Here is a 20878-nt window from a genome sequence, read left to right on the forward strand (position 1 = left end):
CCAACCGCTTTCGCGAGCAAGCCCGCTCCCACATTGGATTAGTGTCGACCTCGCCCCTCCATCACCGCCATCAATCTTCCTGTTCAGCCTCTATCCCCACGCCTAGACTCGGCCCATTCCCAAAAAGGTAGGCCGCCATGTCCGAGACGCTGCTCAGTTCCCGCAATCTGGCTTTCGAGCTGTACGAAGTCCTTGATGCCGAGGGCCTGACCCAGCGCGAGCGGTTTGCCGAACATAATCGTGAAACCTTCGACGCTGCCCTCGCGACGGCCCGCAACATCGCCGAGAAATATTTCGCGCCGCACAACCGCAAGAATGATGAAAACGAACCGCGCTACGAAAACGGCCAAGCCGTTCTGATCCCGGAAGTGAAGCCGGCGGTGGACGCGTTCCTGGAGGCGGGTTTTCTCAACGCTGCGCGCAGCTTCGACGCGGGGGGCATGCAGCTGCCAACGCTGCTGTCCCAGGCTTGTTTCGCACACTTCCAGTCGGCCAACGCCGCATCCACCTCTTACCCGTTCCTGACCATGGGCGCGGCGAACCTGATCGAAAGCTTTGGTAGCGAGGAGCAGAAACAGCGCTTCCTGCAACCGATGATCGACGGCCGCTTCTTCGGTACCATGGCACTGACCGAACCCCATGCGGGCTCATCCCTGTCAGATATTCGGACCCGCGCCGAGCCGGCGTCCGACGGCACCTATCGGCTCAAAGGCAACAAGATCTTCATTTCCGGCGGCGATCATCCGTTGTCGGAAAACATCGTGCACATGGTCCTGGCGAAACTGCCGGACGCGCCGCCGGGGGTCAAGGGCATTTCGCTGTTTATCGTGCCCAAGTTCCTGGTCAACGATGACGGCAGCCTCGGCCAGCGCAACGACGTGCTGCTGGCCGGTCTATTCCACAAAATGGGCTGGCGCGGTACCACCTCTACCGCGTTGAATTTCGGCGACAACGGTGAATGCGTCGGTTACCTCGTAGGAAAACCGCACCACGGCTTGAGCTATATGTTCCAGATGATGAACGAGGCGCGGATCGGTGTCGGCATGGGCGCGGTGATGCTGGGCTATGCCGGCTACCTGTATTCCCTTGAGTACGCCCGCGAGCGCCCGCAAGGCCGGGTGCCCGACAGCAAGGACCCGACCACCGCCCCGGTGGCAATCATCCAGCACGCCGATGTGCGCCGCATGCTGCTGACCCAGAAGGCCTACGTCGAGGGTTCGTTTGACCTTGGGTTGTACGCGGCGCGGCTATTCGACGACACCACCACACTGGAAAGCGAAGCCGAGCGCCGACGTGCCCATGAGCTTCTGGACCTGCTGACCCCTATCGTCAAATCCTGGCCTTCGGAGTTTTGCCTGAAGGCCAACGAGCTGGCGATCCAGATTCTTGGCGGCCACGGCTACACCCGCGAATATCCGGTGGAGCAGTACTACCGCGATAACCGCCTGAACCCGATCCATGAAGGCACTCACGGTATCCAATCCCTGGATCTGGTGGGACGCAAACTGGCGCAGAACGACGGCGCCGGGCTCAAGCAACTGATCCGCCTGGTGGCCGACACCACTGAACGCGCCCAAGCACGCGAATCATTGACACCCTTGCGCCAGCCACTGGAAACCCTCGTGGCACGCCTGCAGACGGTCACCCTCGGCCTGCTGACGGACCTGGGCCAAGGCAAAGTGAACAGCAGCCTCGCCAACTCGGCGCTGTACCTCAAGGTGTTTGGCCACATGGTGATTGGCTGGCGTTGGCTGGAACAGGCGATTCGCGCCGAGGAAGGCCTGGCCAAGGGCAATGCCGCGGACCGCGACTTCTATAAAGGCAAGCTGCAGGCCGCGCGGTACTTCCTGACGTGGGAAGTGCCGGGCTGTCATCATGACCTGGCGATTCTTGAGGCGCGGGATGATACGTGCCTGGAGATGCGGGATGAGTGGTTCTGAGGCGAGACTTGTGGCGCGGCTGAAGGCCAATCGCGAGCAGGCTCGCTCCCACAGAAGGCCGGGGTGAATATAGATCCTGTATCCACCTGAAAAACCTGTGGGAGCGGGCTTGCTCGCGAAGGCGGTATATCAGGCAAATCAATTGCGACTGATACACCGCCTTCGCGAGCAAGCCCGCTCCCACACTTGGATCACCGACAACCCTTAGTCCTGAAAGACTTCAGGCTTGCTGGATCGTCTTGGCAATCACCTCGACCGTGGCGCTGACTTGCTCTTCATAACGGACGAGTTCCGCCTGATGTTGCTTGTGCATTTCCATCTGCTGCGAGCACAGGTTCATCGCCGCCAGCACCAACAGGCGATCACCGATCAGCGTCGGGTATTTCCTCTTGGTATCGGCCAGGGCAGCCTTGAGCATCGAAGCGGCGTCCAGGAGGGCCTGTTCCTGCCCGGCAGGTGCCTTGATCGAATAATCTTCCCCAAGGATCGAAACGACTGTCACCCCATCGGCGGCATGCTTCATGCGCTGACGGGACCGCTGCTGGCGCGCTCGATCAGCGCCTGGATACGGGCGGCGGTGGCGCCGTGCAGTTCTTCCTGTTCCATCAGGTTCAGTTGCAGGCTTTCGTTTTCATCCTTGGCCTTCGCCAGTTCGGCGCTCAGGGTTTCGTTCAGTCCAGCGAGGTGACGGTTCTGTTGCACCAGGTCGTTGACCAGTTGCTCCAGCTGGCTGAGGGATGCTTCCAACATATTGATTTCCAGTCTTTTTCAAGGGGCGCGTACGATAAAGAAAAGTCACCGCCAGCGCCACGGCTCAGAGGGCAGCGGTGTTTCCCTCGCGAGCTGTAAAGACTGTAAACAAGGATTCTGGTTCCTACCCTTCGTCGCGCCGACCGCGTTGCGGTGCGACAAAAGCACGCATCGCCCTCAAGACTCCAGTCGCAGGACCGATAAGCCAGGTAACCAGTCACAGCCCCGCACGGACGCGCTTCTTCACGGTACTTTCCATGTCTCTACGTAATATGAACATCGCGCCGCGGGCGTTCCTGGGGTTTGCCCTGATCGGCGCCCTGATGCTGGCGCTTGGGGTATTTGCCCTGACCCAGATGAGCAAAATCCGCGTATCGGGCGACACCATCGTCCAGAACAGCGTACCCAGCATCAAGGCCCTGGACGAGTTCACCCAACTCACCCTGCGCCTTCGCGTGCTGTCCTATCGCCTGCTGACCAATCGCGAACCCGACGTCCAGCAAAAGACCTATGAGCTGTTCGAGCAACGCAACCAGCAGATCCGCGAAGCGCAGGCCAATTACGAAAAGCTCATCAGCGCGCCGGACGAGCGAACCGCCTACGACCAATATGCGCAGTTGCTTAATCAGTACCGTCAGCTAGAAGAGCGGATGAAGACCCTCTCGCGCAACAATCAGATCGATCAGTTGCAAGCGCTGCTCAACTCCGAAATGCTCACCAACTCCGACGCAATCAATGCGGCGATCAATCGCCTGTTGGAAATCAACAACCGACAAGCCGAGGCGCTTAACCAAGGCGCTGCACAGCAGTACTCGTCGGCGTTTAATTGGGTCGTCACGCTGCTGGTCATCGCCACCGGTCTGACTCTGCTGTTCGCCTGGCTGCTGACCAACAGCATTACCCGTCCGATCAGCAGCGCCCTGGATGCAGCTGAAGAAATCGCCAAGGGCAACCTGACCCGACCGATCACGGTCGATGGCAGCGACGAAGCCGGGCGCCTGCTGCGGGCGATGGCGACCATGCAGGAAAAGCTGCGCGACACCTTGCAGCGGATTTCCGGTTCGGCCACGCAATTGGCCTCCGCCGCTGAAGAACTCAACAGCGTCACCGACGAAAGCGCCCGTGGCCTGACCCAGCAGAACAATGAAATCGAACAGGCCGCCACCGCAGTCAACGAGATGACCAGCGCCGTGGAAGAAGTCGCGCGTAACGCGGTCAGCACCTCCGAAGCCTCGAAGAACGCCACCACCTCGGCGGGCGACGGCCGCGACCTGGTGCAGGAAACCGTCAGTGCCATCGAACGCATGAGCGGCGATGTGCAAAGCACTGCCACGCTGATCGGCAACCTGGCCGAAGAATCCCGCGACATCGGCAAGGTGCTCGACGTCATCCGCGGCCTGGCCGACCAGACCAACCTGCTGGCGTTGAACGCAGCCATCGAAGCCGCCCGTGCCGGTGAGGCCGGTCGTGGTTTTGCGGTCGTCGCCGACGAAGTTCGCGCCCTCGCCCATCGCACCCAGCAGTCGACCAGCGAGATCGAGCGCATGATCGGCAGCATCCAGAGCGGCACCGAACAGGCCGTGGACTCGATGCGCAACAGCACCGAACGCGCCGAATCGACCCTGAACATCGCCCGCGGTGCCGGCATGTCCTTGGACACGATCAACTCGGCCATCGTCGAGATCAACGAACGCAACCTGGTGATCGCCAGCGCCGCCGAAGAACAGGCCCAGGTGGCCCGTGAAGTGGACCGCAACCTGGTGAACATTCGCGACCTGTCGGTGCAATCGGCCACCGGCGCCAACCAGACCAGCGCCGCCAGCAATGAACTGTCGCGCCTGGCCGTGGACCTCAACAGCATGGTCGGACGGTTCAGCCTCTGACCTACCTGCCGGGTTGATCGCTGATCGACCCGCTCTGTGGCGAGGGAGCTTGCTCCCGCTGGGCGGCGAAGCGGCCCCAGGACCTCAAAAGCGACGACTGCTTCGCCGCCGAGCGGGAGCAAGCTCCCTCGCCACAGTATTGCTGCCGCGCTTGTACCTCAATCCCAAACCTTTTTTGACAGCATCACATTTCAACAGGTTAGAATCGCTGGCACGCAGACTGCATGGTCAGTCTGCGCCCGCCCTCAGCTTTCCGGAGTACTGCCTTTGACTGCGACGACCATCAACAGCCTGTTCTTGATCGGCGCGTTGCTGGTAGGTGCGAGCATTCTGGTGAGTTCTCTTTCATCCCGCCTGGGCATCCCGATCCTGGTGATCATCCTGGCCGTGGGCATGGTGGCCGGTGTCGACGGCGCCGGTATTCTTTTCGATAACTACGCAACGGCCTACCTGGTCGGCAACCTCGCCCTGGCGGTCATCCTGCTGGACGGCGGCTTGCGCACGCGGGTGTCGAGTTTCCGCGTGGCGCTGTGGCCGGCGTTGTCGCTGGCCACCGTTGGCGTGTTGATCACCACCGGGCTGACCGGCCTGGCGGCGGCGTGGCTGTTCAATCTGAACCTGATCCAAGGCTTGTTGATTGGCGCCATCGTCGGTTCGACCGATGCCGCGGCGGTGTTTTCGCTGTTGGGTGGCAAGGGCCTGAACGAACGGGTCAGCGCCAGCCTTGAGATCGAGTCCGGCAGCAACGACCCCATGGCGGTGTTCCTCACCGTCACGCTGATCGGCATGCTCGCCAGCGGTGAAACCGGCCTGCATTGGAGCCTGCTCGGACATTTGGTGCGCGAGTTCGGCATCGGTGCGGTGCTCGGCCTGGGCGGCGGCTGGGTGATGCTGCAGTTGGTCAACCGTATCAACCTGGCCAACGGTCTCTATCCGATCCTGGTCATCAGCGGTGGCCTGGCCGTGTTCGCCCTGACCAACGCCTTGCATGGCAGCGGCTTCCTGGCGGTTTACCTCTGCGGCCTGGTGATCGGTAACCGCCCGGTGCGCAGCCGTCATGGCATCTTGCATATGCTCGATGGCATGGCCTGGCTGGCACAGATCGGCATGTTCCTGGTGCTTGGGCTGTTGGTCACGCCCCATGACCTGCTGCCTATTGCCCTGCCTGCCTTGGGCCTGGCGCTGTGGATGATCCTGTTCGCTCGTCCTTTGTCGGTATGGGTGGGCCTGCTGCCGTTCAAGGCTTTCCATGGCCGCGAGAAGGCGTTCATTTCCTGGGTCGGCCTGCGCGGCGCGGTGCCGATCATCCTCGCAGTCTTCCCCCTGATGGCCGGCCTGCCCCACGCCCAGCTCTATTTCAACCTGGCGTTCTTTATCGTGCTGGTCTCGCTGCTGGTACAGGGCACAAGCCTGCCATGGGTCGCCAAGTTGCTGCATGTGACTGTCCCGCCGGAGCCGCTGCCGATTTCCCGGGCGGCGTTGGAAGTGCACGTCACCAGCGAGTGGGAGTTGTTCATCTATCGCCTCGGCGCCGAAAAATGGTGCATCGGCTCGCCCCTGCGAGACCTGAAAATGCCCGACGGAACGCGCATCGCGGCACTGTTTCGCGGCCAGCAATTGCTCCATCCGTCGGGTAGTACGGTGCTGGAAGTCGATGATTTACTGTGCGTTATCGGCCATGAACACGACTTGCCAGCCCTCGGAAAACTGTTCAGCCAGGCACCGCAACGGGGTCTGGATCTGCGCTTCTTCGGCGACTTCGTACTCGAAGGAGACGCCCAGTTGGCTGCGGTTGCTGCCCTGTACGGGCTGAAGCTGGACGGTATCGATCCGGACATGTCCCTGGGCCGCTTTATCGCCCAGAAAGTCGGCGGTGCCCCCGTGGTCGGTGACCAGGTGGACTGGAACAACACCCTCTGGACTGTCGCGGCCATGGACGGGAACAAGATCGGCAAAGTGGGCGTCAGATTCCCCGAAGGAAGTCGCCCGGGTCCCGGCTTGTTCCTCTAAACTGCTCCCACTCTCACTTGCTTGACCGGTCTCTATGCCTACCCTGCGCTCCTTCTTTGCCATCGCCCTGCTGGGCCTGAGTCTCTCTGTCTGCACGCTGCAAGCCGCTGAACAGCCCACCAGTGCCTCGGTGCAGGCCAGCCTGGACAAGATCGCCGACCGCAAGCTGCCGGAAGCCGACCAGAAAGCCCTGCAGGCCGTATTGCAAGGGACGCTGACCCAGCTCGCCAACCAGGCCGACTACGAGCAGAAGCTGCTCGCCCTTAAACAGCAACTGGCCAATGCGCCCAAGCAGAACATCGAGAATCAGCGCGAGCTGGCGCGGCTCAAGGGCACCATGGTGGTGCCGGTGGCGCAACGCTACGCCAACCTGCCGATTCCCCAGCTCGAACAGATGCTGACGGAACGCTCGACCCAGCAGAGCGATCTGCAAAAAGCCTTGGCCGACGCCAACAGCCTGATCATCACGGCCCAGACCCGTCCCGAGCGCGCGCAGGCGGAAATTTCCAGCAGCCAGACCCGCATTCAGCAGATCAACACCATCCTCAAGGCCGGCCGCGACGCCGGCAAAGCCCTGAGCAGCGAACAGCGCGACCAGCTCAACGCCGAACTGGCGGCGCTCAATGCGCTGATTCCGCTGCGCCGCCAGGAACTGGCCGGCAACAGCCAACTGCAGGACCTGGGCAACGGCCAGCATGACTTGCTGATGGAAAAAATCGCCCGCATGGAGCAGGAGATACAGGACCTGCAAAACCTGATCAACCAGAAGCGCCTGGCCCAGTCCCAGCAAACCGTGACCCAGCAATCCATCGAAGCCCAGAAGGCCGGTGGCAGCAGTCTGCTGGCGACCGAAAGCTCGACCAACCTGAAGCTCTCCGACTACTTGCTCAAAAGCACCGACCGCCTCAACGAGGTCACCCAGCAGAATTTGCAGACCAAGCAATTGCTGGACAGCGTCACCCAGACCGACGCCGCCCTGGACGAGCAGATCAGCGTGCTGAAGGGCAGCCTGTTGCTCTCCAAGATTTTGTATAAGCAGCGCCAGACATTGCCGCGCCTGAAGTTGGACCAGAACCTGGCCGACCAGATCGCCGATATCCGCCTGTACCAGTTCGAAGTCAGCCAACAACGCGAATTGCTCAGCAACCCAAGCGCCTACGTCGACGGCCTGCTGGCCTCTCAGCCATCGGAGCAAGCCACACCGCAACTGCGCAAGGCGCTGCTTGAGCTGGCATTGACCCGTGTCGACTTGCTGGAACGCCTGAACCGTGAATTGAGCGCGGTACTCAACGAATCCATCACCTTGCAGCTCAATCAGAAGCAGTTGCTCAGCACAGCCCAGAGCCTGCGGGCGACCCTCGAAGAGCAGATGTTCTGGATTCCCAGCAACAAGCCGCTGGATTTCGAATGGATGCGTGCCGTGCCGGCACGCCTGGAAAAACAGATCGACTCGCTGCCCTGGGCTTCGAGCCTCAGCGAGCTGGCCGATGGCCTGACCCAGCGCCCCCTGCTGTTCCTGCCCCTGGCGCTGCTGATCGGCGCGCTGCTGTGGCGGCGCAAGAATCTCTATGCTCGCTTGAACAAGGTTCACCAGGACGTCGGCCACTTCAAGCGCGACAGCCAATGGCACACCCCCCAGGCGATCCTCATCAATATCCTGCTGGCGATGCCGGTGGCCCTGGCGCTGACACTCTGTGGCTATGCGTTGCAGATTGACGCCCGCGGCCAGAACGCCAACCTCGGCGCAGCGCTGCTGCAGATCGGCCAGGCCTGGCTGGTGTTCTACACCGCTTATCGAGTGCTGGCGCCGGGCGGTGTGGCCGAGTTGCATTTCCGCTGGGAGAAACCCCAGGTCGAATTCCTCCAAGGCTGGATCCGTCGACTCGGGCTGGTGGTATTAGCGTTGGTGGCCGTGGTGGCCGTGGCCGAGTTGCAACCTGCAACCCTGGCCGATGACGTACTCGGCATGCCGGTGGTGCTGACTTGCTACGCCCTGATGGCATGGTTACTCAGCCGCCTGCTACTGAGCAGCCCGACGCACCAGAACACCTCGCTGTTTCGCAAGGCTGTCGGGGTGATGTTCACCGCGCTGCCCATCGCGCTGTTCGTGGCGGTGTGCTTCGGTTACTACTACACCGCGCTGAAGCTCAGCGACCGGTTGATCAACACCCTGTACTTGTTGATGTTCTGGCTGGTGATCGAAGCCACCTTCGTGCGCGGCCTGTCAGTCGCGGCGCGGCGCCTGGCGTACCAGCGGGCCCTGGCCAAGCGCCAAGCGGCCAAGGAGGCCGGCGACGGCGAAGCGGTGGTCGAGGAACCGACCCTGGACATCGAAAAGGTCAACGAACAGTCCCTGCGCCTGATCCGTCTCGCCCTGCTGGGTGGCTTCATGGCCGCACTGTACTGGGTGTGGTCGGACCTGATCAGTGTGTTCTCCTACCTGGATAACATCACCCTCTACGAATACACCAGCGGCACCGGCGTCAACATGAACATGGTGCCCATCAGCATTGGCGACATGCTCGGCGCGCTGATCATCATCGGCATCACCTTCGCCCTGGCGCGCAACCTGCCAGGTCTGCTGGAAGTGTTCGTACTGTCGAAACTGAACCTGGCCCAGGGCAGTGCCTATGCCACCACCACGCTGCTGTCCTATGTGATCGCCGGCGTTGGTTTCGTCACCACGCTGTCTACGCTCGGCGTGAGTTGGGACAAGCTGCAATGGCTGGTGGCCGCGCTGTCGGTGGGCCTGGGTTTCGGCATGCAGGAGATTTTCGCCAACTTCATCTCCGGGATCATGATCCTGTTCGAGCGTCCGGTGCGGATCGGCGACACCATTACCATCGGCAACCTGTCGGGCACGGTCAGCAAGATTCGCATCCGTGCGACCACCATCACCGACTTCGACCGCAAGGACATCATCGTCCCGAACAAGACGTTCATCACCGGGCAACTGATCAACTGGTCGCTGACCGACACCGTCACCCGGGTAACCCTGAAACTGGGCGTGGATTACGGCTCGGACCTGGATCGGGTTCGCGAGTTGCTGCTCAAGGCGGCCCGTGAAAACCCACGGGTATTGAAGGAACCGGAACCGATCGTGTACTTCCTGAACTTCGGCGAGAGTACCCTGGACCATGAACTGCGCATGCACGTGCGCGACCTTGGCGACCGCAACCCGGTGCTGGACGAGATCAACCGCTTCATCAACCGGGAGTTCAAGAAGGAACATATCAACATCTCCTTCCGTCAGATGGAAATCTATCTGAAGAACATGCAAGGCCAGGAGTACAAACTGGTGCCTGCCGAGCCCGATAAAAAGTCCATTACGCCTGTGCCTTCGGCGGTCGCCAGCATCAAACCGGTGCCCGAGCCGCCGCAAGACATTCTCGATTGATAGCGGGTTGCCTGAGGGCGCCCCGCCGGAGACGCCCATGAAGACACTGGAAACGCTGACCTTCGATAACCGTTTTGCCCGCCTGGGCGACGGTTTTTCGGCGCATGTGCTGCCCGAGGCCATCGATAATCCGCGCCTGGTGGTTGCCAGCCCCGCCGCCATGGCGCTGCTGGACCTGGACCCGGCAGAAGCCGAGACGCCGCTGTTCGCCGAGATTTTCGGCGGACACAAGCTCTGGGCCGAAACCGAACCCCGGGCGATGGTGTATTCGGGGCACCAGTTCGGCCATTACAACCCGCAGTTGGGCGATGGCCGTGGGTTGCTGTTGGGTGAGGTGTACAACGAGGCCGGCGAACATTGGGACTTGCACCTAAAAGGTGCCGGCCAGACGCCATTTTCGCGGATGGGCGACGGGCGCGCGGTGTTGCGCTCCTCGATCCGCGAATTCCTCGCCTCCGAAGCCTTGCACGCCTTGGGCATCCCAACCACTCGCGCTTTGTGCGTGATCGGTTCGGACACCCCGGTATGGCGCGAAAAACAAGAGCGCGCCGCCATGGTGCTGCGCCTGTCACCCAGCCACGTGCGCTTCGGGCATTTCGAATATTTCTACTACACCAAGAAGCCCGAGCTGCAAGCGGCCCTCGCCGAGCATGTGTTGAACCTGCACTTCGCCGAGTGTCGCGAACAACCGGAGCCGTACCTGGCGATGTTCCGTGAAATCGTCGAGCGCAACGCCGAACTGATCGCCAAATGGCAGGCCTACGGGTTTTGTCACGGCGTGATGAACACCGACAATATGTCGATCCTGGGCATCACCTTCGATTTTGGGCCGTTCGCTTTCCTCGACGATTTCGACGCCAACTTCATCTGCAATCACTCCGACGATCAGGGCCGCTATTCCTTCAGCAATCAGGTGCCGATCGGCCAGTGGAACCTCAGCGCCCTGGCCCAGGCCTTGACGCCCTTCATCAGTGTCGAAGCCCTGCGCGAGACCCTCGGTTTGTACCTGCCACTCTTCCAGGCTCACTACCTGGACCTGATGCGCCGTCGCCTCGGCCTGACGAGTGCCGAGGAGGATGACCAGAAACTGTTGGAGCGGCTGCTGCAATTGATGCAAAACAGCGGCGTCGACTACAGCCTGTTCTTCCGTCGGCTGGGCGATCAGTCTCCCGAACAAGCCGTCGCCACCCTGCGTGATGATTTCGTCGACCTCAAGGGCTTCGATGCCTGGGGCGAGCTTTATGTCGCCCGGGTGAATCGCGAAGGCCCTGTTGATCAAGACCAACGCCGCATCCGCATGCACGCCGTCAATCCGCTGTATGTGCTGCGCAACTACCTGGCGCAAAAAGCCATCGACGCCGCCGAATCAGGCGACTACGACGAAGTGCGCCGCTTGCATACCGTTCTGAGCAGACCATTCGAAGAACAACCGGGCATGGACAACTACGCGCAACGTCCGCCGGAGTGGGGCAAGCATCTGGAGATCAGCTGCTCGTCGTAACCTTCCTGCCAAATACATAGCCCCGTGGCGAGGGAGCTAGCTCCCGCTGGGCGGCGCAGCCGCCCCAAGCTGGACTGACACGGACTTCCAGGCAGACCGCGTCAACCGGCTTTACGACGGCTGCGCCGCCGAGCGGGAGTAAGCTCCCTCGCCACAAAAGCGAATTGGTATTTCAGGTCATCAAATGAATGTTTCAACCGAGACACAAAAGCGCTCCGCCAACCAACGGATCTGCCTCAAATTGAGCTGACGCTTACCGCTCAATACCTCCGACACCACCGACTGAGTACCAACACCCGGCAAATCGCTCTGGTTCAAGCCATGTTCACGCATCAGGTAACGAAGCGCTGCGACGCCGCTCCCCCTGGGCATCGGTCGATGCTCGTGATCCCATGCCTCGATCCATTCACCGATAATATCCACCAGACTCATGAGCGGATGGGCTTCGTCATCGCCCACCAAGGCCAACAATTCATCAAGAGCAGCAGCCAACCGGTCATAATCCTCTTCGCTCTTGGGCTTGCGCAGCAGAGGCGACACAAACTCCCAATGGGCGGCGACTTGTTCTATCAGTGCGCTCATCCTTTTTCCTCCTTCCACTTGCCTCTATCGTATTCGTGATGATCCAGCACGCATTTGATGTACAAGCGCTGCGGCCGGTAGCGAACCACGGCGATCAGTCGCAACTTATTGCCACCAATATCGAACACATGTAACGGACCGACCTTATCGGTTGCGGGAAAAATGGACTTCATCGCAGCGAAGTCAGCAGGGCTGTTGCGCTTGATAAGTCGATACCATTGATCCAGCGCGCCAGCTGAGCGCGGCCATTTTTCCTTGGCCTCCCAATGCGTTTCTCAGTGATCACATGCATGCAACGTCCTTATCGCATTTTGCTATGGAAGAGTTAAACACAGATCGCAAATATCGCAAGTTGCGATACATTCCTTCAGACGGACGTCCGCCCGAATGCGTTTTAGCCTAGTTAGCCAATGCTTCGAGCTTCGTTAAAAAATGTGAGTGGAGGTGAGCCCAGCTCACCCCACCTTATCGTTCCCTTGCTCAGGCGTCTCGATACCCGGCTCGGCTTCGGCATTGTCCTTGTCGGCCGGTTTTTCCGACGGTTTTTCCTCGGGGTAACCGGGCATACCACGGGCATCTTCGGGAGTCAGCTCATCGCGGTCGTGGCGGCTATCGATGGCGTAGGCCGGGGCGGCGTTGGGGTCTTCGTCGCGGCCGGCGGTGCCGAGAACAAAGCCGTCGTCGTTGGGGCTATCCACTGCCTGTGGGGTGGTTGGGTCTTGAGGATGGTTCATGGGACCTCCTGAGGTTGCAAACAGGTACGTTGTGTCTTTTTGAGGCCGCGACACCTTTTCAGTGCGGCACACCTGATGAATGGCAACCTTGATGAATCTGGTACAAACCCGGAATGTAAGCCTCTGTGGGAGCGGGCTTGCTCGCGAAGACGGCCTGATGGACGGTATCTCTATCGAATGTGCCGGCCTCTTCGCGAGCAAGCCCACTCCCACATGGAAAACACAGTGGTTTGGCTGCCTCCACGCTAGGCCATGTCGCTGTGGCTGAATTCCTCGGCGAGGAAATCGATCAGCGTACGCACCGACGGCAGCAACCCGCGTCGTGAAGCGAAGATCGCATGGACGATCCCGCACTTCGGCGTCCAGCCCGGCACCAGTTCCACCAGCCGCCCGGCAGCAATGTCCTCGCGCACTACCACTGTAGGCAGGTGAGCGACGCCGATGCCGGCCAGCACGGCATGACGCAGGGCCAGCAGGTCATCGGTGACCATGCGCGGCTCATGGCGGATCAACGCCCGGGTACCGTCCGGGCCGAACAATTCCCACTGATATTCACGCTGCGCCCCGCCCCAATGCACGCTTGGCAAACCGTTGAGGTCCGCTGGGGACGCGGGGGACGACAGGCGCTCGCGGTAATCCGGGCTGCCCACCAGGCACTGGGTACTGTTGCTCAGCACTTTCATGACCATGTCGGTGTTTTCCAGCGGCGGGAAGCGCACCCGCAAAGCGATATCAAAGCCTTCATGAATCAGGTCGACCCGGCGGTTGGTGCTCTCGATAAACAACTCAACCCGCGGGTACTTCTGCATGTAGCGGGTCAGCATCGGCCCGACCCAACTGTTGAGCAGCGCTGTCGGGCAACTGATGCGCACCAACCCCTGGGGTTCGGAACGGTTGCGCTCGATCACTTCGGCCGCGCTCTCGGCCTCGACCCGCATTGCCAGGCAGCGCTGGTAATAGGCCTGACCGATCTCCGTCAACGTGCAGTGGCGACTGGTGCGATGGAGCAACCGCACGCCGAGCCGTTCTTCCAACTGGGCAATGCGTCGGCTGAGCTTGGACTTGGGCATGTCCAGCGCACGGCCAGCAGCGGCGAAACCGCGGTGTTCGACCACCTGGGTGAAGTAATACAGCGTATTGAGGTCTTCGATGACCGTTCTCCAAATAGAACGCTAAGGCGGATTTTCGCAGTCTAGCGCATCAAAGGTGCGAGTTTTAATCTACACCCATCGAAACGCAACACGGATTGAAGCCGGGCGCTTCGACCGGATGAGTCACCGATCAATCGCTATACCGACATTAAAAACCTTAACCACGCCGAAACCTTCGGCAACCAAAACTTAATGAGGGCTACGCCATGACAACTTCCTACAACCGTCTCGACAAAGATAACGCCGCCGTTCTGCTGGTCGACCACCAGGCTGGCCTGCTGTCCCTGGTACGTGACATCGATCCGGACCGCTTCAAAAACAACGTGCTGGCCCTGGCGGACCTGGCGAAGTACTTCCAACTGCCGACCATCCTCACCACCAGCTTCGAAACCGGCCCTAACGGCCCGCTGATGCCAGAACTCAAGACCCTGTTTCCAGACGCGCCGTACATCGCCCGTCCTGGCCAGATCAACGCCTGGGACAACGAAGATTTCGTCAAGGCGATCAAGGCCACCGGCAAGAAGCAACTGATCATCGCCGGCGTCGTCACTGAAGTCTGCGTAGCCTTCCCGGCACTCTCGGCCCTGGCCGAAGGTTTCGATGTGTTCGTGGTCACCGATGCGTCCGGCACGTTCAACGAACTGACCCGTCAATCGGCCTGGGACCGCATGTCCTCCTCGGGCGCCCAACTGATGACCTGGTTCGGCCTGGCCTGTGAGTTGCACCGCGACTGGCGCAACGATGTGGAAGGGTTGGCAACCTTGTTCTCCAACCACATCCCGGACTACCGCAACCTGATGACCAGCTATAACACCCTGACCAACGGGAAATAATCGGCAACACTGTACTAAATGTGGGAGCGGGCTTGCTCGCGAAGGCGGAGTATCAGTCGACATCTATGTGTCTGATACATCGCCTTCGCGAGCAAGCCCGCTCCCACAGGTTTTGTGGTGGTCTGTATATAGTGTTCAATCTGTGCCAACGATTTTTCCTGGAGACCGACCCGATGCTGATCCCCTGCCCCCATTGCAACGGGCTCAACCGCATCCCCGCCGAACGCCTGGGCGACCAGCCCAAGTGCGGGCGCTGCAAGGCCCAAGTGCTATTGAACAAACCGTTCGAACTCAAGCAAGGCGACTACGCCAGCCAGATCAAGGGCGACCTGCCATTGCTGGTGGACGTCTGGGCCGATTGGTGCGGGCCGTGCAAGTCCTTCGCCCCCGTGTTCGAGCAGGCCGCCGCGCAGCTGACGGGTAAATGCCGGTTGGCCAAGCTCGACAGTGAGGCCAATCAGCAATTATCGGCGCAGTTGGGGATTCGCTCGATTCCCAGCCTGATCCTGTTCAGGGACGGTCGGGAAGTGGCGCGCCAGAGCGGTGCATTTCCGCTGCCGCAATTGATGGAGTGGTTGCGTAGCCAGGGAATCTGAAGCCTTTTCACAACAGTGGGAGCGGGCTTGCTCGCCCCCACATTGGGTTTGCATAGCCAGCAAGTCAGGCGCTTTCCAGCAACCCATGCAATTCCACGAACTGCTGGGTCAGCTTGTGCCGTGGGTCCAGGTGGATCAGCGGCAGGCTCGCCTGGTGGGATTCGCGCATGCGCACCGAACTGCTCAAGTATACCGGCAACACCGGCAGGCCTTCGGCAATCAGTTCGTCGAGGATTTGCTGTGGCAGGCTGGCGCGGGCCTGGAACTGGTTGACGACGATGCCTTCGACTTCCAGGCCTTCGTTATGGTCGTCCTTGAGCTCTTCGATCTCTGCCAACAGGCCGTATAACGCCTGGCGGGAGAAACTGTCGCAATCGAAGGGAATCAGCACTCGATCGGCGGCAATCAGCGCCGAAACGGCATAGAAATTCAACGCCGGCGGCGTATCCAGGTAAATCCGGTCGTAATCCTCATCCAGCTCTTCAAGCAATTTTCGCAGCTTGTTGATCTTGTGTTTCGCCTCGAGCTTGGGCTGCAGATCCGTCAGCTCCGCAGTGGCGGTGATAACGTGCAGGTTGTCGAACGGCGTCTCGTAGATATCCACCTTGTTCTTCTTCGAGAAAGGTCCCGACGATAAGGTCTGCTTGAAGAAATCAGCGATGCCCATGGGAATGTCATCGCCGGTCAGGCCTGTCAGGTACTGAGTGGAATTGGCCTGGGCATCCAGGTCAATCAACAGCGTGCGATACCCCTCGCTGGCGCTGACCGCCGCCAGGTTGCAGGCGATGCTGGACTTGCCCACGCCCCCTTTCTGATTGAATACCACGCGCCGCATGTCAAAACCTCCGTGTATCAAAGATTCCCGAGTGTAGTAGGCCGTTACACCGCTTAGCTACCTTCTGCGTAGAAGGACTACAGCATTGGTGGCTTTTCCCACAATGGGAGCGTCAATTCGCCCGGAGAATGACAGACATAGGCGACAGACAGGCGCTTCATGATCAGGACAATAGCCGATGCAGGACCTGCAACGAACAAACCCGTACATTTTGCTGGGCAAAATGTAACCAACATTTGCTACAAGCCAACCGCACCGGGATAATGCGCGCCACTTGGGTCGCAAGGCCATGCAGGGTTGGACGCGGGTCAAACCACTGAACCGTGACAAAAAAAAAGCCCGCAGGGGTGGGATGGAATCTGTGATCAATTTCAGTATCGCCCAATGGCGCGCGTGGGCCCCTGGGCTCGAAAGCGTGGACGATTGGCTGGCATGGAGCCGACAGCCGGTCGTATTGCCTGCCAGCGATGCCGCCCCCGACGTATCGTTCCTGCCGGCCATGCAGCGTCGACGCCTCAGCCGCCTGGCGCGGATGGCCTTCAGCGTTGGCTGGCCACTGGCCGAAGGCCGACCGGACCTACCGTTGGTCTTTATTTCCCGTCACGGCGAAACCCCGCGCACTTTCGAGATTCTCAAGGACCTGGCCGCCGACCAACCCTTATCGCCGACCCAGTTCAGCCTGTCGGTGCATAACGCGGTGATTGGCCTGTGGTCAATCATGCGCGGCGAAACCAGTGAAATGACCGCCCTGGCCGCCAATGGCGACGGTTTGGAACACGGCGTGCTGGAAGCTGCCGCGCTGTTGAATGAAGGATCGCCTGCAGTATTGCTGGTGATCACCGAGGAACAACCGCCGCAGGTCTATGCACCGTGGGTCGATGACGTGCCGTTTCCCTATGCGGTGGGCTTGTTGCTGACCCCTGGCGACGATTGGCAATTGGACCTGGCCCCACAGGCCGGCCAGTCGCCGGGCAATGACTGGCCCCATGCCCTGGATCTGTTGCGTACGCTGCTGAACAACCAAACCACCTGCCAACATGCCTGGAAGAATCGCGTATGGACCTGGCAACGCAACCGGTGACCGGTAAACATCGCGACGCCTATTACTGGCGCCTTATCGCGACCGCCGCAAGCTTCGCCCTGTTCGGGCTGGGCGGGCTGTGCCTGCGTTTGCTGGTTTTTCCGGTGCTGGCCTGGTTGCCCGGCGATGCCCAGGCCCACCGGCAAAGGGCTCGCCGCACGGTCGGGCGGCTGTTCTGGTTCTTTATCCGGTTCATGGCCCGCACCGGGGTGCTGACTTATCAGATCGATGGCGCCGAAAGACTCGGGCGGCCCGGGCAGATGATCATCGCCAATCACCCTTCGTTGATCGATGTCGTGTTCCTGATCGGCCTGGTGCCCAACGCCAACTGCGTGGTCAAGCAGAGCCTGTGGGACAACCCCTTTACCCGTGGTCCGCTGCGCTCGACCGAATACATCAGCAACGACGGCAGCATGGACATGCTCGACGCCGCCAGCGATGCCTTGCAAGGGGGGCAGACCCTGATCGTCTTTCCCGAAGGAACGCGCACCCAGCCAGGCCAGGCGCCGGCCTTTCATCGGGGGGGTGCGGCCATTGCCTTGCGGGGTGCGAAAATTCTCACACCCGTCACCATCAAGGTCTACCCAACCACCCTGACCAAGGCCGAACCCTGGTATCGCATTCCCAAACGCCGCGTGCACTTCAGTTTTCGCATCGGGGCCGATATAGACCCACAGGCGTTCGCCGCGCTCGGCCCACCACCCCAGGCTTCGCGCAGGCTCAACGATTTTCTGCATCACTATTTCATCAAGGAGCTCGCCGAAGATGAGCGATCTGCACCGTGACATCAAACAGCTGATCATCGACGCCCTCGGCCTGGAGGATATTGGCGTCGGTGACATCGGCGACCACCAGACCCTGTTCGGCGAAGGCCTGGGCCTGGATTCGGTGGACGCCCTGGAGCTTGGCCTGGCGATCCAGAAAAAGTACGGCATCAAGATAGACGCCGACGCCAAGGACACCCGTAACCACTTCAGCAATGTGGCAAGCCTTGCGGCCTTCGTCACTGCAAAAAGCGAAGCCTGAGACCAGACCATGCAAACTCGTGACGATATTTTCAACACCCTGCGCGATGCTCTGGTCGAGCTCTTCGAGCTGGACGCAGAGCGTGTGACGCTGGAATCGAACCTGTACCAGGACCTGGAAATCGACAGCATTGACGCGGTCGACCTGATCGACCACATCAAGCGCCAGACCGGCAAGAAAATCGCCGCGGAGGAATTCAAGTCCGTGCGCACCGTCAATGACGTGGTCGAGGCGGTCTATCGACTGGTCCAACCGGCCGCATGACCCGGCTGATTGGCCTTGGCCTGCTGCTGGCGGGCCTGCTGTACCCTTTTGCGGTGTATTTCGGCATGGAGCATTTCGCCCCGTGGCAGTTCGGCCTGCTGCTGGGTAGCCTGTGGCTGGCCCGGGCTTTGCTCGGCAAAGGTGGGGCAGGCAGCCGCTGGATGGCGGTCACGGCGATTGTGTTCTGTGGATTGCTCGCTTTGTTCGACAGCCCACTCTTGCTGCGCTGGTATCCGGTGCTGATCAGCGCGTTCATGCTCGGGCTGTTCTCCCTGAGCCTGAAATACGGCCCGCCGGTAGCCGAACGCCTGGCCCGCTTGCGCGAGCCGCAGCTGCCGGCCAGAGCGGTGGTGTATACCCGCCAGGTCACGGTGGCCTGGAGTGTGTTTTTCCTGTGTAACGGTTTGCTCGCCGCCGCCCTGACCCTCTGGGCGCCGCTGAGCTGGTGGATGTTGTACACCGGCCTGATTTCCTACGGATTGATGGGGCTGCTGTTTGCCATTGAATGGCTCATACGACAACGGGTAAGAGGCCGCCCATGAATTGGATAACACTTGAGCAAATGCTGCTCGAGGCTCAGCCGGAGCGCGCAGTCGCTGTCGATCCGGCGTTGAATCACGCGCAATTGCGCGATGCGGCACTGCGCCTGGCTGCCCGCCTCAAGGCCCTGGGCGTGCGGCATGTGGCCGTGCACCTGGACGATGCCGCCGACCTGGCCGTCGCCCTGCTCGGCGCCTGGCGCGCCGGTGTGCGCGTCCTGCTTCCCGCCGACCTCCAAGCGCAGACACGCCAGCGCTGGGCGACGGACGTCGACCTGTGGCTGACCGACCAACCCGGTGATACTCATCCAGGCGATCTGCAACAGGAGCCGATGGACGCCGCCGAGCTGGATCTCGACCAGTGCTGGCTGAGCCTGTGCACTTCCGGCTCCAGCGGCGAGCCTAAGCGCATCGAGAAAACCCTGCGCCAGATGAGCAACGAGGTCCATGCCCTGGAACACCTGTGGGGCGCCGACCTTGGCCCGGCCTGCATGATCGGCAGCGTCGCCGCCCAGCACATCTACGGACTGCTGTTCCGAGTACTGTGGCCGCTGTGTGCTGGACGTCCCTTCGTGCGTCGGCAACTGGCCTTCCCGGAAGACCTGCAACGCGCCAGCCGAGAGCACCCCACCTTCGCCTGGGTCGCCAGTCCGGCCCTGCTCAAGCGCATGGGCGATAACCTCGACTGGCCGGCCTTGAGCTGCGTGCGTCGGGTGTTCTCCTCTGGCGGCGCCTTGCCCACCGAGGCCGCCCAGGCTTTGCAGCAGCGCCTGGGGCAATGGCCGACGGAAATCTTTGGCAGCTCGGAAACCGGCGGCATCGCCTGGCGCCAGGGCGGCGGATTGTGGCAACCCTTTGCCGACGTGACGCTGAGCCAGGACAGCGACGGCGCCTTGCTGATCGCCTCGCCCTATTTGCCGGTCGGCCATGTGGAGCACACCGCCGACGCAGCGCGCATCGCCGAAGACGGGCGCTTTGAGCTGCTCGGACGACTGGACCGCATCGTCAAGCTCGAGGAAAAGCGCATTTCCCTGCCGATGCTGGAACAGGCGTTGGCGGCCCACGACTGGGTCAGCGAAGCGCGACTGGGGGTGGTCCAGGAAAGTCGCGCCTCCCTCGGCGCGCTGTTGGTACTGAGCGAAAACGGCCTGCGAGCCTTGCGCAACCTGGGCCGGCGCGCCGTCACCGAAGGTCTGCGCCGGCACCTGAGCGACCATTGCGAAACCCTGGCCTTGCCAAGGCGCTGGCGCTGGCTGCGGCAACTGCCGCTCAATGCCCAGGGCAAGCTGCCCCAGGCCGAGGTCGAAGCCCTGCTGATGTCGCCACGCCCCAAAGCCCCCGACGTGTTGGAGCAAACTGAAACCGACGGCGAATGGAACCTGCGCCTGGTCGTACCGCCGGATCTTTCGTACTTCAGCGGTCACTTCCCCACCGCGCCGGTACTGCCGGGGGTCGTGCAGGTCGACTGGGCCATGAGCCTTGGCCAGCAATTGCTGGACCTTCCGCCCCGGTTCGTCGGCATGGAGGTGCTGAAATTCCAGCAACTGGTGCGTCCCGGCGATGAAATCCAGCTGCACCTGCGCTTCGACCGCGAGCGCGGCAAGCTGTATTTCGCCTATCGCAATGACACGGCAGCGTGTTCCAGTGGGCGGATTGTGTTGGGGATGGCCGATGATTAATGCTCACACCGCCCTCCTGTGGCGAGGGAGCTTGCTCCCGCTCGAGCGCGCAGCGCTCGCCCAGGGTTCTCAAGAAC

The 20878-nt window shown here is 61.1% G+C and carries 18 protein-coding genes and 3 pseudogenes; 14 read left to right on the forward strand and 7 right to left on the reverse strand.

From position 1 onward, the window contains the following. Positions 1–137: 137 nt before the first annotated feature. Positions 138–1940, forward strand: coding sequence for an acyl-CoA dehydrogenase (locus AD663_RS25545; protein WP_053214746.1), 1803 nt, complete (start codon positions 138–140; stop codon positions 1938–1940). 220 nt (positions 1941–2160) lie between these two features. On the opposite strand, the gene AD663_RS25550 is transcribed toward AD663_RS25545, so the two are convergent. Together AD663_RS25550 and AD663_RS25555 are read right to left on the reverse strand one after the other, a co-directional pair. Then, positions 2161–2463, reverse strand: a complete 303-nt coding sequence (locus AD663_RS25550; protein ID WP_003186544.1) for a cell division protein ZapA — start codon at positions 2461–2463, stop codon at positions 2161–2163. Then, a complete protein-coding gene (locus AD663_RS25555; protein ID WP_003186546.1) occupies positions 2460–2690 on the reverse strand; it encodes a hypothetical protein in 231 nt (76 codons plus the stop codon). Before AD663_RS25555 ends, AD663_RS25550 begins: the two co-directional genes overlap by 4 nt. Before the next feature lie 323 nt (positions 2691–3013). Here AD663_RS25555 and AD663_RS29740 point away from each other — a divergent pair. From AD663_RS29740 to selO, 5 genes and pseudogenes are all read left to right on the forward strand, one after another. Further along, positions 3014–3670, forward strand: a pseudogene (locus AD663_RS29740) (MCP four helix bundle domain-containing protein); the annotation flags it as partial. 303 nt (positions 3671–3973) lie between these two features. Beyond that, positions 3974–4573, forward strand: a pseudogene (locus AD663_RS29745) (methyl-accepting chemotaxis protein); the annotation flags it as partial. Positions 4574–4840: 267 nt separating this feature from the next. Beyond that, positions 4841–6583, forward strand: a complete 1743-nt coding sequence (locus tag AD663_RS25565) for a potassium/proton antiporter (RefSeq protein ID WP_003186548.1) — start codon at positions 4841–4843, stop codon at positions 6581–6583. 34 nt (positions 6584–6617) lie between these two features. Then, positions 6618–9980, forward strand: a complete 3363-nt coding sequence (mscK, locus tag AD663_RS25570; protein ID WP_053214748.1) for a mechanosensitive channel MscK — start codon at positions 6618–6620, stop codon at positions 9978–9980. A 37-nt stretch (positions 9981–10017) separates the two neighbouring features. Then, positions 10018–11481, forward strand: a complete 1464-nt coding sequence (gene selO, locus AD663_RS25575; RefSeq protein ID WP_003186550.1) for a protein adenylyltransferase SelO — start codon at positions 10018–10020, stop codon at positions 11479–11481. 180 nt (positions 11482–11661) lie between these two features. Here the strand turns inward: selO and AD663_RS25580 are convergent, their stop codons facing one another. The 4 genes and pseudogenes from AD663_RS25580 to AD663_RS25595 form a co-directional block, all read right to left on the reverse strand. Next, on the reverse strand, positions 11662–12063 hold the full coding sequence (locus tag AD663_RS25580; RefSeq protein WP_003186551.1) for a type II toxin-antitoxin system HigA family antitoxin: 402 nt from the start codon (positions 12061–12063) through the stop codon (positions 11662–11664). Beyond that, positions 12060–12355: pseudogene (locus AD663_RS25585) on the reverse strand (type II toxin-antitoxin system HigB family toxin). The gene AD663_RS25580 and the pseudogene AD663_RS25585 overlap by 4 nt, the downstream one beginning before the upstream one ends. 163 nt (positions 12356–12518) lie before the next feature. Continuing rightward, positions 12519–12797: a hypothetical protein gene (locus AD663_RS25590; protein WP_053214749.1), complete on the reverse strand. Its 279-nt coding sequence runs from the start codon at positions 12795–12797 to the stop codon at positions 12519–12521. Positions 12798–13042: 245 nt separating this feature from the next. Further along, positions 13043–13948 (reverse strand): LysR family transcriptional regulator, encoded by a 906-nt coding sequence (locus AD663_RS25595; RefSeq protein WP_033046324.1) that lies wholly within the window; start codon positions 13946–13948, stop codon positions 13043–13045. Between the two features lie 206 nt (positions 13949–14154). Between AD663_RS25595 and ycaC the strand changes: the two genes are divergently transcribed. Together ycaC and trxC are read left to right on the forward strand one after the other, a co-directional pair. Further along, positions 14155–14781 carry an isochorismate family cysteine hydrolase YcaC gene (ycaC, locus tag AD663_RS25600; protein WP_003186555.1) on the forward strand — a complete coding sequence of 209 codons (627 nt, stop codon included), beginning with the start codon at positions 14155–14157 and terminating at the stop codon, positions 14779–14781. Between the two features lie 173 nt (positions 14782–14954). Beyond that, complete coding sequence (trxC, locus tag AD663_RS25605; protein ID WP_003186556.1) at positions 14955–15377, forward strand: thioredoxin TrxC; 423 nt, start codon at positions 14955–14957, stop codon at positions 15375–15377. Between the two features lie 64 nt (positions 15378–15441). Here the strand turns inward: trxC and AD663_RS25610 are convergent, their stop codons facing one another. Further along, positions 15442–16212, reverse strand: a complete 771-nt coding sequence (locus tag AD663_RS25610; RefSeq protein WP_003186557.1) for a ParA family protein — start codon at positions 16210–16212, stop codon at positions 15442–15444. A gap of 352 nt (positions 16213–16564) precedes the next feature. On the opposite strand from AD663_RS25610, the gene AD663_RS25615 reads away from it, so the two are divergent. From AD663_RS25615 to AD663_RS25640, 6 genes are read left to right on the forward strand one after another with little or no spacing between them, the layout of a single operon-like run. Beyond that, complete coding sequence (locus AD663_RS25615) at positions 16565–17293, forward strand: beta-ketoacyl synthase chain length factor (RefSeq protein ID WP_053214768.1); 729 nt, start codon at positions 16565–16567, stop codon at positions 17291–17293. Continuing rightward, complete coding sequence (locus tag AD663_RS25620; protein ID WP_053214750.1) at positions 17269–18078, forward strand: 1-acyl-sn-glycerol-3-phosphate acyltransferase; 810 nt, start codon at positions 17269–17271, stop codon at positions 18076–18078. The genes AD663_RS25615 and AD663_RS25620 overlap by 25 nt, the downstream gene beginning before the upstream one ends. Continuing rightward, positions 18059–18319, forward strand: a complete 261-nt coding sequence (locus AD663_RS25625) for a phosphopantetheine-binding protein (protein WP_003186560.1) — start codon at positions 18059–18061, stop codon at positions 18317–18319. Before AD663_RS25620 ends, AD663_RS25625 begins: the two co-directional genes overlap by 20 nt. A gap of 9 nt (positions 18320–18328) precedes the next feature. Beyond that, positions 18329–18583 (forward strand): acyl carrier protein, encoded by a 255-nt coding sequence (locus tag AD663_RS25630; RefSeq protein ID WP_003186561.1) that lies wholly within the window; start codon positions 18329–18331, stop codon positions 18581–18583. Beyond that, complete coding sequence (locus AD663_RS25635) at positions 18580–19125, forward strand: hypothetical protein (protein ID WP_003186562.1); 546 nt, start codon at positions 18580–18582, stop codon at positions 19123–19125. Before AD663_RS25630 ends, AD663_RS25635 begins: the two co-directional genes overlap by 4 nt. Beyond that, the gene (locus AD663_RS25640; RefSeq protein WP_053214751.1) at positions 19122–20801 is read left to right on the forward strand and encodes an AMP-binding protein; all 1680 of its coding nucleotides are present in this window, start codon (positions 19122–19124) and stop codon (positions 20799–20801) included. Before AD663_RS25635 ends, AD663_RS25640 begins: the two co-directional genes overlap by 4 nt. Positions 20802–20878 lie beyond the last annotated feature (77 nt).

The sequence above is a fragment of the Pseudomonas sp. Q12-87 genome (assembly GCF_001269755.1).
GTDB classification, from domain to species: Bacteria; Pseudomonadota; Gammaproteobacteria; order Pseudomonadales; family Pseudomonadaceae; genus Aquipseudomonas; species Aquipseudomonas fluorescens_S.